Source organism: Dongia deserti (genome assembly GCF_003574735.1).
GTDB lineage: Bacteria > Pseudomonadota > Alphaproteobacteria > Dongiales > Dongiaceae > Dongia_A > Dongia_A deserti.
This window is the reverse complement of sequence record NZ_QORW01000019.1, coordinates 102,792-117,524: the sequence shown is the minus strand read 5'-3', so window position 1 is coordinate 117,524 and position 14,733 is coordinate 102,792. Positions and strand designations below refer to the sequence as shown.

The window sequence follows — 14,733 nt, the reverse complement described above, 5'->3', positions numbered from 1 at the left end:
CGGCACGTCGTGGTGCATCTGGCCGTCGCGGCCCTTGATCGAGATCGCCTTGGGCAGCTCCAGCATGTCCCAGATCTGCTTCACCCATGGGCCGGTGCCGATGATGACCTGGTCGCAGCCGATCTTGCCCTGGTCGGTGACGACGGTCTTGACCGCGCCCGAGGCGTCCTTCTCGAAGCCGGTCACCTTGACGCCGGTCAGGATGCGCACATCCTCGTTCTCCGCCTTGCGGGCGAGGCCGTAGATCGAGCGCGTGTTGTTGGCGTAGCCGCCCTTCTTCTCGTGCAGGACGGAGGTGATGCCCTTGGCCTGCCAGTCGGAGAAGATGCCCTGCATGTAGCTCATGCAGTCCGTCTCGCCCTCGATGAAGACCGACGGATAGCCGATCTCCTTCTGCTGCGCGTAGATGCTGGCCACATCGGCGTGCATCACCTCGGGGCTGATCTGCATGTAGCCGACCGGGTGATAGGAGAAGGCTTCGGGGTCGCTCTCCCAGACCGAGACGCTGTGCGCCATCAGGCGGCGCATGGCGGGCTGGAAGTAGTTGTTGCGCACCACCCCGCAGGCGATGCCGGAGGCGCCGGCCGCGATCGCGGTCTTGTCGACCACCAGGATGTCCTTGCCGCTGCCCTTCCCGCTCTTGCGGAGGTTCTCAGCCAGATGCCAGGCGGTCGAGAGGCCATGGATGCCGGCCCCGATGATTAAGTATTTGACGTGACTTGGGAGTGCCATGAAACAAGGTCCTTGCGCCGAGTGGAATACACTCGGTTTTACTGTCCGGCGATGGCGTCGATAGCAATTGGACGACCAGCCGTGGCTTGGCGCCGACCTTCAAACGTGGAGAACGCACCTCGAACAGAGATCGCCTAGCCCACGTTCTCATTCAGTCGATGAATTCGGACAGTCGGTCCGCCACCGGCGCGCGCAGCGCTTTCTCCAGGTAGACCTGGCCGAAGCGAAAGGGTGGTGCAGCGAATGGGCGCGTCGACACGAGAAATGGCGTCGCCAGCGCAGTCTTCAGGATGATCCGTCTCGCCAGCTGACTCATGGCTCACGACCCATCGAACACGCTAAGCACATCCGACAGGCTCGGCCGGGATGCCAGTCTTGGCGTGTCGACGATCGTGCCGATGCTGATGAAACCGAGCAGCGCCTCCCCAGGCCCGACGCCAAGGACGGCTCGAACATTCTCGGCGGCGCAACGGCTGCCACTCAGCATGATCGCCGTATCCAAGTCCATAAGCAGCCAGAAGAATCGATTGCATCGCAGCGCCCGCGCTCGCGATCTGTTCGATCTCGGGGATCTTCTCGATCCGCGGTTTCGGCGCGGCGATCAACGCCAGCAACACCGGCGGACGCACGGCCTTTTCGCGCTCACGCTCGAGTTCGATCGCAGTCGCATCTGGATAGCGCGCCAGCTTCGCGGCTACAAACACGTCAGCCAGCCGTCCTCGAGACTCAGGTGTGCATAGCACGAGGCGCCACGGGCGCAGCGCGCCATGGTCCGGCGCCGACAAAGCTGCGCTCAGCATCTCGCGGACTTCATTCTCCGTTGGTGCTGGCGGGCCTAGTCGCTTGACCGCGACGGATCGCCGCCGCTGCAGCCACGAGACATCGTGGCGACTTGCGGACGCGCCTTCCGCGGACAGCGCGGCCTGCTTCTGATCATCTGGAACCATGGGCGCCCTCCCAGCGCGCAATCGCCATCCTATCACCGTCACGCAACTTTCACAGTTGCAGGGCTTGACGGTTTTGTTGCAATCGATAATTCTCGAAATATGAAGTCAAAGCAAGCTCTCTCTGCCTTCGGCGCCCTGTCCCAGGAAACGCGCTTGGAGGTGTTCCGCCAATTGGTTCGTCTGGCGCCGGATTCTATTCCCGCCGGTGACCTGGCCCATGACCTGGATGTGCCGCCCAGCACCCTCTCCAGCCACCTCGCGATTCTGCAGCGGGCGGGGCTGGTCAAGTCCGAGCGGCAAAGTCGGACCATCCTCTATAGCGCGGATCTGGAAGGCGCTCGAGCGCTGGTCGAGTTCCTGGTCAAGGATTGCTGCCGCGGCCAGGCGGAGCGCTGCGATCAATTGCTCAAGGCAGTGCTGCCCAGTCGCTGCTCGTGAAACCTTGTTTGCCCCGGGAGGCAACCGATGACCGATCACGTCTACAACGTGCTGTTCCTTTGCACGGGCAATTCGGCGCGCAGCATTATTGCCGAATGCATTCTCAATCGCGAAGGCAAGGGCCGGTTCCGCGCCTTCAGTGCCGGCAGCCATCCCAAGGGTCAGGTCCATCCCTTCGCAATCGAGCTGCTGAAGAAGCTGAACCATCCGACGGCAGGATTGCGCTCCAAGAGCTGGGACGAGTTCGCCGGACCTGATGCGCCGCATCTGGATTTCGTGTTCACCGTCTGCGACAACGCCGCCAACGAGGTCTGTCCGATCTGGCCCGGCCAGCCCATGACCGCGCACTGGGGCGTGCCCGATCCCGCAGCGGCAGAGGGCACCGAGGCCGAGAAGCACTTCGCCTTTGCCGATGCCTACCGCATGCTTCTCAACCGCATCAGCATCTTTACCAGCCTGCCGATGCGGTCGCTGGACCGCCTCAGCCTGCAGAAGCAGCTGGACGAGATCGGCCGCTCCCTGCCCAAGTCGGCTTAGGCCATGTCGGCGTTCGAACGTTATCTGACCCTCTGGGTCGCGCTTTGCATCGTCCTTGGCATTGCCTTGGGCCACCTATTTCCTGCTCTCTTCCAGGCGATCGGGGGGCTGGAGATCGCGCAGGTCAACCTGCCGGTCGCGGCCCTCATTTGGCTGATGATCATCCCAATGTTAGTGAAGATCGATTTCGCGGCAATTCGCGAGGTCGGCCAACACTGGCGCGGCATCGGTGTGACTCTCTTCATCAACTGGGCGGTGAAGCCGTTCTCCATGGCTGCGCTGGGCTGGATCTTCATATCCTGGCTGTTTCGCCCGCTGCTCCCTGAAGACCAGATCAATTCCTACATCGCGGGCTTGATCCTGCTAGCGGCCGCACCTTGCACGGCCATGGTTTTCGTGTGGAGCAACCTCAGCGATGGTGAACCGCATTTCACCCTGAGCCAGGTCGCACTCAACGACGTGATCATGGTGTTCGCCTTCGCGCCCATTGTGGGGCTCCTGCTTGGGCTGTCGGCCATCACGGTGCCGTGGGAGACGCTGCTGCTGTCGGTCGTGCTCTATATCGTGGTGCCGGTCTGCATCGCGCAGGTCATGCGGCGGTCCGTCCTCGCCAGTGCCGGGCCCGCGGGCCTTCGGCGCCTGTTGGGGACGTTGCAACCATTGTCGCTGGTGGCGCTGCTGACGACGCTGGTCCTGCTGTTCGGCTTCCAGGGCGAGCAAATCATCCAGCAGCCGCTGGTGATCGCTCTGTTGGCCGTGCCGATCCTGATCCAGGTCTATTTCAATAGCGGCTTCGCCTACCTCTTGAATCGCTGGACGGGCGAAGCACATTGCGTCGCCGCGCCGTCCGCGCTGATCGGGGCAAGCAATTTCTTCGAGCTGGCCGTGGCGGCGGCAATCAGCCTGTTCGGCTTCTCGTCCGGCGCCGCGCTGGCGACCGTCGTGGGCGTCCTGATCGAGGTCCCAGTGATGCTATCGGTCGTTCGCATCGTCAATCGCACGCGCGGCTGGTACGAATCCGGGTCCGCGGTGCGCCAGCGTCCTGTCGAGCAGAAAGCCGGCTAAGGATCGCAATCATGGCGCGATCTCCAGCACCATGAAGGCCGAGATCGACTGGATTCCGCTACCCGTCGGCGCTGTCCGACCAACTGCCGTGTCCCCTATCGGCAGTCAGTCTGGCACGCCGAGTTGGCTGCGTCCGGTCTCGGATCAGAACGGAATGCCGCTCGGTTCGGCATGCGCACCATGGGCAATGTCTGAGCGTTCATGATCGCGTTTGACTCGACGATGCCGTTTAGATGCAGGAGGTACGCCGTGAGCGCGTAGACCTCGTCCGGCGAGAGGGATTGCGGCCTGTCCAGCGGCATCGCGCGGCGAACGTAATCGAACACGGTCGTTGCGTAGGGCCAATAGCTTCCGATGGTCTTCACAGGTTTCGCGGACTTCAAGGTGCCCTGTCCGCCAGCGAGGCGATCCATCGGTTGTCCTAGTCCTTCGGCGCCGTGACAGGCGACGCATTTCGTTTCGTAGATCGCTTTGCCCGCCTGAACCGACCCTTCGCCCGGGGGGAGCCCGGCACCGTCGATTCCCACATCGATGTTCCAGAGCTGCAGCTCGGCCTCGCTCACCCGCTGGCCGATGCCAAAGCCCTTGTCGTCCTGAGGCATTGCGCTTTGGCCAGCAGCAACGGAGATCGCGATGACAGCTGCTCCCGCGGTGAGCGGCCTACGCCTGAATGAGCGCATTGCTCACCTCACCATTTTCAGAGACACGCCAGGTGTGAATGGCGTTGAAGTGGTCCTCGGAGTTGGTCCCGCGCACCGCGATGAGCTGTTCGCGGGTAGGCTGCACGTAACCGGTCTCGTCGATCGCCCTACTCTGGAGCAGCGCCGCGGCCCCATCCCAGCGCCACGGAGATCGAAAGCGGGTCAGTGCCTTCGACAAGACGGGTTCATCGAGGCGAGCCCGATGCCAAGTGCGGCCCCCGTCTGTCGACACATCGACCGCGGTGACCCGGCCGCGACCTGACCAGGCAAGCCCCGAGATCTCGTGGAAACCATGGGCCCTCAGATGATGCCCACCCGACGGTCGCGTGATGACCGACTTGGCTTCCATGACGAAGGTGAACTGGCGAACGGTGCCATCGGGCATCAGATCGGTGTATTTCGATGTCTCATCACGGGTGTGCCAGGGCTGCGCGCCGAGCTCCAGGCGCCTCAGCCACTTGATGCTGAGGTTTCCTTCCCATCCCGGCACGAGCAGGCGGATCGGATAGCCCTGCTCGGGCCGGAGCATCTCGCCGTTCTGCGCGTATACGACCAGCGTGTCGTCCAGCGCCTTCTCGATCGGAATGCTGCGCGCCATCGCCGCAGCGTCCGCGCCCTCGGCGAGTATCCATCTCGCCTCCGGCCTTACCCCGGCCTCATCGAGAATGGTACCGAGTGGAATCCCGGTCCATTCGCAGCAGCTCAGCAGCCCATGGCTGAACTGCGCAGTCCTCGAGCGGGGCATCTGCACCACTTCCGTGTATCCGTTGCCCGCGCATTCGAGGAAATAGATCCGCGAAACGGCTGGCAGGCGCAAAAGGTCGTCCATGGTCAGCACCAACGGGCGTTCGACCAGACCATGAATGGCCAATCGGTGCTTCTTCGGATCGATATCCGGGATTCCAGCGTGATGGCGCTCGTAAACCAGCCCGTTCGGCGTGATGATTCCCGTCAGCCGATCCAGAGGGGTGAAGCTCCAGGCCGACAAATCTGTCGGTGTGTGCTCGGTCAGGCTGCGCACGACCGCGGACTCGAAGTGCGACGGCAGGCCGTAGGGAGCGCTGCCGGTGCCGCGGCCGGGCGTGGTCATCCAGTCCTGGAGTCCAATAACAGTGTTGGGCCCCGCCTCAGCCCACGCATCTCCACGCGCGGCAAAAGCCGCCACGCCTCCGGCTCCGAGTGCCGTGCGCAGCACCGCGCGGCGCCCGACCAGTCGCGGCTCCTTGCCATGGGCTTCGACCAGAAAGTTCTCCTCACGTATCACGTCATGCACCTCATCGCTGGCGTCGCTCCCGCCATAGACGATAGTGCCGCGTGAGGACACCGGCCCAATCGGGATTTTTTCGCTCTGTTATCGAAGGGCTCTATATGAGCGGCGAAACATGCCTCATGTGCTCAAGCGCAGCGCCGTTCCGGCTGCTCGAATTCACGGGCTGTTTCCGCAACGAGCCCTCTCAGCCAGCGATGGGCAGGATCCGTGTGCACGCGCTGGTGCCAGAGCGCGACTACGCTGAATTCCGGTACGGCGACAGGCGGCGCGAATGTGCGCAGACCGCTCATGCGCCCCCGCACGACCCGCTCGGGAACCACAGCGATGAGATCATCGGTTGCGAGTATTTCGGGAAGGATCAGGAATTCCGGAATCGAGAGCACGACCTGTCGCTTGCGGCCGAACTGCGCCAGCGCCTGATCCACTGGCTCTGTGAACTGACTTTCCGTGGGCGAGACCGCCACATGGGGAAACCGGCAGAACTGATCCAGCGTGATCCGCGCGCTTGCCAAGGGATGCCCCTTGCGGACGATGCATGTGTAATGCTCGTTGTAGAGCGGTCGCGATGTCAGGTCCCGAGACGGAATCTCGGACGTCGTGGCGATGCAGAGGTCAATAGCGCCGTTCTCGAATGGCATGGTGCCATGACAAAGCTCTGCGCTCCGCACTGCGAGCCGCACGTTCGGCGCTTCGCGGCGCAGTCGCCTAACGAGGGGCACGAGCAGCGCGGACTGGATGTAGTCGTTGGCGGAGATGGAAGCCGTAAATCTTGCCGTTGCGGGATTAAAGGATTCTCCTGCCACCAAGCCGTGGGCTTCGACCAGCCACTCCTTCAGTGAAGGCGCTAGGGCCTCTGAACGCGGTGTCGGCAACAGGCCTCGCTGCGCGCGGACGAACAGTGGGTCATCAAACAGGTCGCGCAGACGCGCCAGCATGGCGCTCACCGTCGGCTGCGTCAGCGCGAGGCGGTCGGCGGCTCGCGTGACACTCCGTTCCTCGAGCAGGACATCGAGGGCAACGAGCAGGTTGAGATCGATACGCTTGAGGTCTTTCATCTCGTTGGGGCGCCCGGTCAAACGATCAACACAGATGCGAAGCCACCTCCCGGCGTCCTGAAATTGGTGGCTTGCCCTTGATAGAGGCGTGCGGCGACGAGCAGGAGCTGGCCATCATAGGTGTAGAGGCGCACATCCATCTTACGCGAGGTGAGAGCGCCATCGAGATTGATCATGCGCTGGCCTGGTGGTGCGAAGGCTTGCGCCACGTATCCGCCACGCGCAATTTCGTGCCAGACCGACTTGGTCAGCTTGTTGCCGCGATAGACAGCCTTGCTTCCGTGGCCGGACGTCGGCTTGAAGAAAAGCCCATTCCGCTCTTCCCAAAGCTGCTCGGCATTTTCCGGCGTGACCATCCGCGTCCGCGGAATGCCTGCCAAGCGAGAGCGCAGTTCAGACGGCAGCCCGAAGGCCGTCATTGCGGCCGGTTTGGACAATAGAGTCAGGTTCCGTTTGTCGGCCAGCAAAGCGTGATTGTGCGGGTTGGGCGTTACCACCACCGCGCCGTCTCGATAGGCTTTCTTGAGTGCGGCATGGTGGGGCTGCTCCAGCGCGAAATCGACCAGCCGATTGTAGACAAGGTCGATCTCGGCCTCATCCACTGTCAGCCTGCCGTTCGCGTATCTCAGATCGGCTGCGTCCGCGATGAGCACCTCGATACCATGCTTCTGGAATATCTGCCTTGCGAGGACAAATTCCGGATACAGGTACTGCTCAGCAGGTCGATCGTCGACGATCGCGATGCGACGCGGGGAGCCGCCCTCACGCTGCCGCACCCACTCCCGCCGGAACATGTCGATCACGTTGACTTCGAAATCATCGACTTGTGCCTGACGGAACGACTGCTCCAGCTCGGTGCAGCAGGCCTTTTGAGCGCGTGCGAGCATCGCGTTGAGGAAGGCGCCACCCGCGTTGGTATTGATCTCGATCAGCTTCGCCCCGGTCTCGTCGAGATGGAAGTCGTAGCCCATGAAGGCACCAGCCGGTCCATGGTCTTTTTGCGCGATCTCAGGAGCCCAGAAGAGTGCCGCCTTGCGATAGCCTTCCAAGCGCGATGCCGCCTCGATCGCCTTGACGATCTCATGCATCTCCTCAACGGCCGACCGAGGCAGGAAGACAGGCGTGTTGGAGAAAAGATGCTGCCTGGCGTCGACAAAGCCCGTGGCAAAGTCCTGCCCGGTAGTCTCGCGTTCCAAGCTGCCATGAAGAACCTCTCTGTCAAGCGTGATGCAGAAACAGTCCCGGTTCAGGGCGTTCGCGTCGTATTGTCCGCATGTCGGGTTCATCATGTCCTCCAACTGAGCGCTCATGCCAGCGCGCCATAGGCGAACCCACTGGCGATCGCGCCGATCAGCGCGAAGCCAAGATAGGCGCCGAACACGCGCGGCCGCGCGAGCGCATAGACCGCGATCGCAGCCGGAAGGCTCGTGACGCCGCCAGCGACGAGGAACGCCATGCCAGCGCCAACCGCCATGCCCTGATCCATCAGTCCCGATACCAGCGGCAGAGCCGCGTAGCCGTTGAGATATGCGAAGGTCCCGATCAGCGAAGCCCCGATCACCGGCCACGGCCCCTCGCCTCCCGCCACGTTGGCCACCAGGTCGCCGGGCACATAGGCAAGCATCAGGCTCTCGAGCAAGAAGGCGAGCGTCAGCCACTTGCCGAGGAACAGCAGGTTGTCGCGTGCGCCCTTGGCGAAGCCTTCCCGCCGCGCCGCCTCCGACCAGAACCGCCAGACGATGGCCTTTGGATTGCGGATCTTGGAGCCGCCACAGCCGCCGTTGCCGACGCCGTCGCGAACGATTGGCTCGCCGAGCAGGCCGATATGCTGAAGCCCGAGGGTTCCGAAGCCGCCCAGGAGCCCGATGCCAATGGCGGCCGCTGTCTTACCGACTGCGAAGGCCGTGCCCAGGGTCGCGGCGGTGATCACGAACATAGACGGGTCCATGATCGGCGAGGCGAGCCAGAACGCCATGACGGGCGCGAGCGGAACGCCCATCGCCAGGAGCGCGGCAATCAGCGGGATGACACCGCAGGAGCAGAACGGCGACAGCGCGCCCATGAGCGACGCAAAGATCACCATCGGGACGGCATGACCTCTGAACGCACGGGCGATCAGATTGTCGGTGCCGCTCGCCTTGGCGTAAGCAGCGATCGCAACGGAGACCAGCAGGAAGGGAAGCACCTTCCAAAGGGATTCGGCCGTGAAGGCCGCAGATGTCGTGGCCTGGTCGGGCGCCACAACCAGCAGCGCCGCGAAAATGAGCGCCACCGTCAACCAAGCAATATCGAGACGGCGCAGCAATGTGATCGACTGTGCGATAGGCCTTGCTCCCGGGCGTCCCAGGTTGGCCGTTGTCATCGAGCTTTGCTCCGTCATGATTCCAAATCCCTAGAAAAGTCGTTCTTTCACGGCAAAAAAACTCACGCGACTCCAGCGGCTGCATCGGAATCCAGATCTTCGAAGCCCACGCAGCACGACTCTGTGAGATAGGCCGCCGCCCCTCGAATGATGCGGAACTCGGCGGTGCAGATCACCTCGCGCCCGCGCTTCTCCTGGATCACCAGACCAGCACGGACCAGCGCAGCCAGATGATGGGCGAGCGTCGAAGCGGGCATATCCATGCGCCGCCCGATCTCTCCCACGGTCATTCCGCTGCCGCCAGCGCGCACCAGGAGCCGCAGCAGGCGTAGACGCGCGCGGTTTCCGAGAGCGGCAAAGCCTTCAGCAGCTTCGGCTTCGGTCAGTTTCTTGGGCAAGACGGGCACAAACGGTCTCCCTTAGTCGAAAAAAAACACTATATAACTAGAAATATCGTTATGTCAAGCATCGTCGCCATGCGCCTTGGTCACATCGCCAGCCGTCCGTGAATATGCCGAGCCTGAAACAGAGCACTACCAACGGCGATCTTGTTAACTCCAGAACAGCCAAGGGTGCCAACACCATGACGCACACTACCTTCTCGTTCATTCCGCGCGCTGCGCGCGCCGTGAAGCCTCGCACGCGCGGCCTTACGGAGATCCGCGGCCCTTACTACAGCGTCTACGGCCCACGTCGCCTCGCCGACGTTCTCGACACCATGGGCGCCTGGATCGACGGCTTCAAATATGCAGGCGGTTCATTCGCGTTGATGCCCCCGGCGACCGTGAAAGCCATGAACGACATAGCGCATCAGCGCGAGGTCTATGTCTCGACCGGCGGCTGGATTGAGAATGTCCTGCGGTTTGGCCCTGACGCCGTGGACGCCTATCTGACGGAGGCGAAGGAGCTGGGCTTCGACCTCGTCGAGATTTCCACCGGCTTCGTCAGCATATCGTCGGACAGCCTGGTGCGCCTGGTCAGACGCGTGAAACAGGCGGGTCTCAAGGCCAAGCCGGAGCTGGGTATCCAGCACGGTGCCGGCGGCGGCAGCTCGGCCGGTGAACTGCAGGCAGAGGGGACACGAAGCGTGACCTGGCTGATCGAGCAGGCCGAGCGAACCCTCGAGGCCGGCGCGGACATGATCATGATCGAGAGCGAGGGCATTACCGAGAATGTCGACACATGGCGCACCGACGTGGTGGCTTCGGTCATCAGCGCACTGGGTTTGGAGAGGACAATGTTCGAGTCGGCCGATCCAGCGGTCTTCGAATGGTATGTGAGGAACTACGGGAATGACGTGAATCTGTTCGTCGACCATAGCCAGGTCGTGTAACTCGAAGCGCTCCGCTCAGGAATCTGGGGCACCGCGCGCACTTGGGGTCGTATTCAGAGCTTCAGAGAGTGAGGTATAGGCAGCCGTGCGACCTCAGGCGATGGTCGCATGGCGCATGGCATCGATGAGCGCTACCTTAGCCTCGAAGCCGATCCCGGGCACATCGGGCAACCGCACGCGGCCGCCTTCGACGGCAATGCCGTCCGCGAACCCGCCGAACGGTGCAAACAGGTCTGGATACGATTCATTCCCGCCGAGCTTCAGACCCGCGGCGATGTTCAAGGACAGCTGATGCCCGCCATGCGGAATGCAGTTGCGGCTCGAGAACCCGTGATCCGGCAGCAACGCAAGCGTGCGCAGATACTCGACCAGCCCGTACGACAGCGCGCAATCGAACTGCAGCCAGTCGCGATCCGGCCGCATGCCGCCATACCGCAGGAGATTGCGCGCATCCTGGTGCGAGAACAGGTTCTCGCCCGTCGCGATCGGCGCATCGTAGTGCTTGGCGAGCTCCGCCTGCAGCGCGTAGTCGAGCGGATCGCCTGCCTCTTCGTACCAGAACAGGTCGTACGGGCGTAGCGCCTTGGCGTATTCGATCGCCGTCTTCAGATCGAACCGGCCGTTCGCATCAACCGCGAGCGACTTGCCCTCACCCACCACTTGGAGCACCGCCTCGATGCGCCGCAGATCCTCGCCGAGGTCCGCGCCGCCGATCTTCATCTTGACCACGCTGTAGCCAAGATCGAGGTAACGGCGCATTTCGTCCTGCAGCGCGCGATGATCCTTCCCCGGATAGTAGTAGCCGCCGGCGGCATAGACGAAGACATCGCGATCTGGCTTGCCATCGCTATAGTGCTCCGCGAGATAGCGATAGAGCGGCTTGCCCCCGATCTTCGCGACGGCGTCCCACACCGCCATGTCGACCACGCCGATGGCAACCGAGCGCTCGCCGTGGCCGCCCGGCTTCTCGTTGGTCATCATGATGCGCCAGATTTTAGCCGGGTCCAGATTGTCTCCGCTCTCAATCACGATGTCCTGCGGCTTGGCTTCAAGCAGGCGCGGCAGGAAGCGCTCGCGCAGCAGCCCGCTCGCGGCGTAGCGGCCGTTGGAATTGAAGCCGTAACCGATCACAGGCTTGCCGTCGCGGATCACGTCGGTCTCGAGCGCGACGACGCTGACGGTCATCTTGCTGAAATCGATATAGGCGTTGCGGATGTCCGATGCGATCGGCAGCACCGCCTCGCGAATCTTGACGATCTTCATGACCAACGCCCCGTTCAAACAAGCCGCGACGCGCGTGTCGCGCTGCCTCGGTGTAACTGCCTCCAAGCGTGCGATCAACCTCTTCTGCAGGCTTCCAACGGTGGAGCCGGCGTAGGTCTCGAGGATCTCTGGGTGCCGCCAAAGGACTGAGTACAGTTGGCGCAGATACCTCTGGACCGCGCTTAGCTCTGCGCTGACCTATGCATGCTTGGCATTCCAACCATGATGGGCAGGGCCATGTCCTTGGCCCACTGCGAGATGGTCGGCCGCCTCAAGTGCGCCGATGAGATAGGCCTTGGCATCCGCCACGGCTACAGCCAGGTTCGCTCCCTGTGCCAGGCGGGCTGCAATCGCTGAGGACAGCGTGCATCCCGTGCCATGCGTGTGACGCGTCGCGATCCGTGGCCCGGTCAACACGCGCTCGGTCGTGCCATCCCACAGAAGGTCATCGCAGCTTGGCGAAGCCAGATGACCGCCCTTGACCAGAACGGCGGACGCACCAAGCCGACGCAATGCGCGCGCGGCCTCACCCATCGTAGCCAGATCCCGCGGCCCGGGCGCACCAAGCAGCAATCCGGCTTCGGGCAGGTTCGGCGTGACGAGGGTGGCGATCGGCAACAGGCACTCGCGGACCGCCGCTATCGCCTCAGGCGCCAGCAGCGTGTCGCCGCTGGTCGCCACCATCACGGGGTCAAGCACGATGGAGCGCGGCCGATGCCGCCGTAGTGCAGCCGCAACGGCGTTGGTGATCTCGGCAGTCGCCAGCATGCCGATCTTCACGGCATCGACGCGGATGTCGGCGAAGATCGCGTCGATCTGCTGCGCGACGAAGTCTGCGGGGGGCACGTGGACACCCTGGACGCCACGCGTGTTTTGCGCGGTCAGCGCCGTGATCGCCGCCATGCCATAGCAGCCGAGCGCGGCAAAGGTCTTGAGATCCGCCTGGATACCGGCGCCGCCGCTGGGATCCGAGCCGGCGATCGACAGGACGTTGCTGATCATGACGCCGCCTGCTGCTCGGCACGCGCGATGATTCCACGCAGGCGACGCGCGGCAGCCGTCGGGTCGACAGCACAGCAGAGGTTCGACGCAACCGCCAAGCCGGCTGCACCCGCGCGCACGATGTCGGCCGCGTTTGCCTCGGTGATGCCGCCGATCGCGACCGCAGGCAGAGCGGGAAACAGCCGGCGCACGGCTTGGAAGCCCGCAGTCCCGATCGCCGGCCCGGCATCGCCTTTGGTCCGGGTGCCGGCGATCGGTCCGATGCTCACATAGTCGAGCAGGGTCGCGTCGACCCCGACGGCCTCTTCCGGCGTGCCGACCGACAGCCCGATCAGGGCGTCCTCGCCCAGAATGCGCCGCGCATGGACCGCCGGCAGATCGTCCTGGCCGAGATGAACCCCGTTGGCGCCGATTGCCGCAGCGACCGCCACGTCGTCGTTGATGATCAGCGGGATGTCGTGCGGCGCGAGCGTGGCCCTGGTTTCCGCACCAAGAGCGCAAAGCGCGCGTGCAGAGATATCCTTGCCCCGCAGCTGGACCAGCGAGACGCCACCGGCGATCGCCGATGCGATCAGCCGCTGCGGCGGTTGCGATCCGATCAAGGCCAGGTCGAGGATCAGATAGAGCGTGGGATCGAAGCTTCGTTTCATCGTCGCATTGCCTTCAGGAAAGCGTGCACCACAGAGGCCGGATCGCCGGCGCGCATGACGGCGCCCATGGCGGCTACCCCCGCCGCCCCGGCGTCCAGGCAGTCGGCCGCTCGCTGCGGAAGGATGCCGCCTAGCGCGATGACGGGGACAGGCATCGAGCGGGCGATGGCGTGCAGCCCAGGGAGGCCAAGAGGCCGGTGTGACAAGGCCTTGCTTTCTGTTTCGAACACCGGCGCCACAACCAGGTAGTCCGCGCCGATCTGCACCGCCGCTTCGGCTTCGCCGCTGTTGTGCACCGAAGCACCCAACAGCAGATCGGTTGCATCGATCTCGTACCGCAAGCCATCCGATGGCAGATGCAGGTTCAGTGCACCGATCGCCTCGGCGGTCGTACGATCCGAATTGACGCCGAGCAGCGCCCCATGGCGATCGGCGTCTGCCTTGATCTGCCTCGCGAGATCAAGACGCGCGGATGATGCCATGTCCTTCTCGCGCAGCAGGATCCACTTCGCACCGCCATCGAGCGCCCGCGCGATGGTCGCGACCGGATCCGCGCTCATGTGCCGATTGGTGATGACCATCAGGGTCGGCGTCGGCAGCGGCGGCTTCATGTGCCGATCAATCCCGCTTCAGGACTGGAGGCCTCCGCGTGATGCAGCTGCGGAATCCGCCCGGCGCGCCAGGCGAGGCGGCCGGCTTCCACCGCGCGCCGCATCGCGTCCGCCATCAGAACAGGTCGGCGCGCCTTGGCGATGGCGGAGTTCACCAGCACCGCATCGCAGCCGAGCTCAAGCGCGATCGCCGCATCGGAGGCCGTGCCGATCCCCGCATCGACGACGACGGGCACTTCGATCCGATCGCGGATAATCGCAAGGTTGTAGCGGTTGATCAGTCCCATGCCGGACCCGATGGGCGCCGCCAGCGGCATCACCGCCGCGCAGCCGAGATCCGCCAGCTTGCGGCAGGTGATCGGATCGTCATTGCAATAAGGCAGCACGACAAAGCCGGCCTGCACCAGCTCGCCTGCCGCTGCCAGCAGCTCCGGGACATCGGGATAGAGCGTGTGACGATCGCCGATGACCTCGAGCTTGATCCAGTTGGTGCCGAGCGCCTCGCGGGCGAGCTGCGCCGTCAGCACCGCATCGCGCGCCGTGTAGCAGCCGGCGGTGTTCGGGAGCAGCCGGCCTCTTGCACCGAGGACAGCGGCCGTTTCCTCGTGTTGACCGCTGAGATTGATGCGCCGGATCGCGACGGTCACGATCTCCGCCCCGCTGGCATCAAGCGCGTCGAGCATGACCTGCTGGTTGGGGAAGCCCGCCGAGCCCATCAGCAGCCGCGACGCGAAGCGCTCCCCGCCGAGATTGAAAGGATCGTCCAT

At 63.7% G+C, this 14,733-nt stretch carries 18 protein-coding genes and 1 pseudogene; 4 read left to right on the top strand and 15 right to left on the bottom strand.

Annotated elements, in window-relative coordinates; all coding sequences use genetic code 11:
* The 4 genes and pseudogenes from DTX69_RS24285 to DTX69_RS31120 form a co-directional block, all read right to left on the bottom strand.
* The coding region (locus DTX69_RS24285; RefSeq protein WP_162917522.1) for an NAD(P)/FAD-dependent oxidoreductase at positions 1-732 on the bottom strand (732 nt) is incomplete at its 3' end.
* Positions 733-883: 151 nt separating this feature from the next.
* A complete protein-coding gene (locus tag DTX69_RS30390; protein WP_162917521.1) occupies positions 884-1,048 on the bottom strand; it encodes a hypothetical protein in 165 nt (54 codons plus the stop codon).
* 3 nt (positions 1,049-1,051) lie between these two features.
* Entirely contained in the window at positions 1,052-1,219 is a 168-nt protein-coding gene (locus DTX69_RS30835) for a nitroreductase family protein (RefSeq protein WP_284736041.1), read from the bottom strand.
* Between the two features lie 16 nt (positions 1,220-1,235).
* Positions 1,236-1,679: pseudogene (locus tag DTX69_RS31120) on the bottom strand (nitroreductase family protein); the annotation flags it as partial.
* A 99-nt stretch (positions 1,680-1,778) separates the two neighbouring features.
* Between DTX69_RS31120 and DTX69_RS24275 the strand changes: the two are divergent.
* The 3 genes from DTX69_RS24275 to arsB are packed head-to-tail and all read left to right on the top strand — an operon-like array spanning position 1,779 to position 3,719.
* Positions 1,779-2,117: an ArsR/SmtB family transcription factor gene (locus DTX69_RS24275; RefSeq protein ID WP_119304163.1), complete on the top strand. Its 339-nt coding sequence runs from the start codon at positions 1,779-1,781 to the stop codon at positions 2,115-2,117.
* 27 nt (positions 2,118-2,144) lie between these two features.
* On the top strand, positions 2,145-2,654 hold the full coding sequence (locus DTX69_RS24270) for an arsenate reductase ArsC (protein ID WP_119304162.1): 510 nt from the start codon (positions 2,145-2,147) through the stop codon (positions 2,652-2,654).
* 3 nt (positions 2,655-2,657) lie between these two features.
* Positions 2,658-3,719 (top strand): ACR3 family arsenite efflux transporter, encoded by a 1,062-nt coding sequence (arsB, locus tag DTX69_RS24265; RefSeq protein ID WP_119304161.1) that lies wholly within the window; start codon positions 2,658-2,660, stop codon positions 3,717-3,719.
* Positions 3,720-3,814: 95 nt separating this feature from the next.
* Here arsB and DTX69_RS24255 read toward each other — a convergent pair whose 3' ends face one another.
* From DTX69_RS24255 to DTX69_RS24230, 6 genes are all read right to left on the bottom strand, one after another.
* The gene (locus DTX69_RS24255) at positions 3,815-4,321 is read right to left on the bottom strand and encodes a c-type cytochrome (protein WP_284736040.1); all 507 of its coding nucleotides are present in this window, start codon (positions 4,319-4,321) and stop codon (positions 3,815-3,817) included.
* Positions 4,322-4,379: 58 nt separating this feature from the next.
* Positions 4,380-5,744, bottom strand: coding sequence for a sulfite dehydrogenase (gene soxC / locus DTX69_RS24250; protein WP_284736039.1), 1,365 nt, complete (start codon positions 5,742-5,744; stop codon positions 4,380-4,382).
* Positions 5,745-5,815: 71 nt separating this feature from the next.
* On the bottom strand, positions 5,816-6,745 hold the full coding sequence (locus DTX69_RS24245) for a LysR family transcriptional regulator (protein WP_284736038.1): 930 nt from the start codon (positions 6,743-6,745) through the stop codon (positions 5,816-5,818).
* Positions 6,746-6,762: 17 nt separating this feature from the next.
* Entirely contained in the window at positions 6,763-8,043 is a 1,281-nt protein-coding gene (locus tag DTX69_RS24240; RefSeq protein ID WP_284736037.1) for an ATP-grasp domain-containing protein, read from the bottom strand.
* Positions 8,044-8,051: 8 nt separating this feature from the next.
* Entirely contained in the window at positions 8,052-9,125 is a 1,074-nt protein-coding gene (locus tag DTX69_RS24235) for a permease (RefSeq protein WP_284736036.1), read from the bottom strand.
* A gap of 44 nt (positions 9,126-9,169) precedes the next feature.
* Positions 9,170-9,514 carry an ArsR/SmtB family transcription factor gene (locus tag DTX69_RS24230; RefSeq protein WP_284736035.1) on the bottom strand — a complete coding sequence of 115 codons (345 nt, stop codon included), beginning with the start codon at positions 9,512-9,514 and terminating at the stop codon, positions 9,170-9,172.
* Positions 9,515-9,690: 176 nt separating this feature from the next.
* Here DTX69_RS24230 and DTX69_RS24225 point away from each other — a divergent pair, with 176 nt between their 5' ends.
* A complete protein-coding gene (locus DTX69_RS24225) occupies positions 9,691-10,440 on the top strand; it encodes a phosphosulfolactate synthase (protein WP_162917520.1) in 750 nt (249 codons plus the stop codon).
* 93 nt (positions 10,441-10,533) lie between these two features.
* Here DTX69_RS24225 and DTX69_RS24220 read toward each other — a convergent pair whose 3' ends face one another.
* The 5 genes from DTX69_RS24220 to thiG form a co-directional block, all read right to left on the bottom strand.
* Positions 10,534-11,703 (bottom strand): mandelate racemase/muconate lactonizing enzyme family protein, encoded by a 1,170-nt coding sequence (locus DTX69_RS24220; protein WP_119304159.1) that lies wholly within the window; start codon positions 11,701-11,703, stop codon positions 10,534-10,536.
* A gap of 198 nt (positions 11,704-11,901) precedes the next feature.
* The gene (thiD, locus tag DTX69_RS24215) at positions 11,902-12,705 is read right to left on the bottom strand and encodes a bifunctional hydroxymethylpyrimidine kinase/phosphomethylpyrimidine kinase (protein ID WP_119304158.1); all 804 of its coding nucleotides are present in this window, start codon (positions 12,703-12,705) and stop codon (positions 11,902-11,904) included.
* Positions 12,702-13,355, bottom strand: coding sequence for a thiamine phosphate synthase (gene thiE, locus DTX69_RS24210; RefSeq protein WP_119304157.1), 654 nt, complete (start codon positions 13,353-13,355; stop codon positions 12,702-12,704). The genes thiD and thiE overlap by 4 nt, the downstream gene beginning before the upstream one ends.
* Positions 13,352-13,966 carry a thiamine phosphate synthase gene (locus DTX69_RS24205; protein WP_119304156.1) on the bottom strand — a complete coding sequence of 205 codons (615 nt, stop codon included), beginning with the start codon at positions 13,964-13,966 and terminating at the stop codon, positions 13,352-13,354. The genes thiE and DTX69_RS24205 overlap by 4 nt, the downstream gene beginning before the upstream one ends.
* On the bottom strand, positions 13,963-14,733 hold the full coding sequence (gene thiG / locus DTX69_RS24200; protein WP_119304155.1) for a thiazole synthase: 771 nt from the start codon (positions 14,731-14,733) through the stop codon (positions 13,963-13,965). Before thiG ends, DTX69_RS24205 begins: the two co-directional genes overlap by 4 nt.

Excerpts from the sequence above, each read along its gene's own strand:
- DTX69_RS24270 (WP_119304162.1), top strand. The coding sequence starts at position 2,145 with ATGACCGATCACGTCTACAACGTGCTGTTCCTTTGCACGGGCAATTCG.
- thiG (WP_119304155.1), bottom strand. The coding sequence starts at position 14,733 with ATGGACGATCCTTTCAATCTCGGCGGGGAGCGCTTCGCGTCGCGGCTG.
- thiD (WP_119304158.1), bottom strand. The coding sequence starts at position 12,705 with ATGATCAGCAACGTCCTGTCGATCGCCGGCTCGGATCCCAGCGGCGGC.
- DTX69_RS24275 (WP_119304163.1), top strand. The coding sequence starts at position 1,779 with ATGAAGTCAAAGCAAGCTCTCTCTGCCTTCGGCGCCCTGTCCCAGGAA.
- DTX69_RS30835 (WP_284736041.1), bottom strand. The coding sequence starts at position 1,219 with ATGCTGAGTGGCAGCCGTTGCGCCGCCGAGAATGTTCGAGCCGTCCTT.
- arsB (WP_119304161.1), top strand. The coding sequence starts at position 2,658 with ATGTCGGCGTTCGAACGTTATCTGACCCTCTGGGTCGCGCTTTGCATC.
- DTX69_RS24235 (WP_284736036.1), bottom strand. The coding sequence starts at position 9,125 with ATGACGGAGCAAAGCTCGATGACAACGGCCAACCTGGGACGCCCGGGA.
- DTX69_RS24225 (WP_162917520.1), top strand. The coding sequence starts at position 9,691 with ATGACGCACACTACCTTCTCGTTCATTCCGCGCGCTGCGCGCGCCGTG.
- DTX69_RS24255 (WP_284736040.1), bottom strand. The coding sequence starts at position 4,321 with ATGCCTCAGGACGACAAGGGCTTTGGCATCGGCCAGCGGGTGAGCGAG.
- DTX69_RS24220 (WP_119304159.1), bottom strand. The coding sequence starts at position 11,703 with ATGAAGATCGTCAAGATTCGCGAGGCGGTGCTGCCGATCGCATCGGAC.
- thiE (WP_119304157.1), bottom strand. The coding sequence starts at position 13,355 with ATGAAACGAAGCTTCGATCCCACGCTCTATCTGATCCTCGACCTGGCC.
- DTX69_RS30390 (WP_162917521.1), bottom strand. The coding sequence starts at position 1,048 with ATGAGTCAGCTGGCGAGACGGATCATCCTGAAGACTGCGCTGGCGACG.
- DTX69_RS24245 (WP_284736038.1), bottom strand. The coding sequence starts at position 6,745 with ATGAAAGACCTCAAGCGTATCGATCTCAACCTGCTCGTTGCCCTCGAT.
- DTX69_RS24205 (WP_119304156.1), bottom strand. The coding sequence starts at position 13,966 with ATGAAGCCGCCGCTGCCGACGCCGACCCTGATGGTCATCACCAATCGG.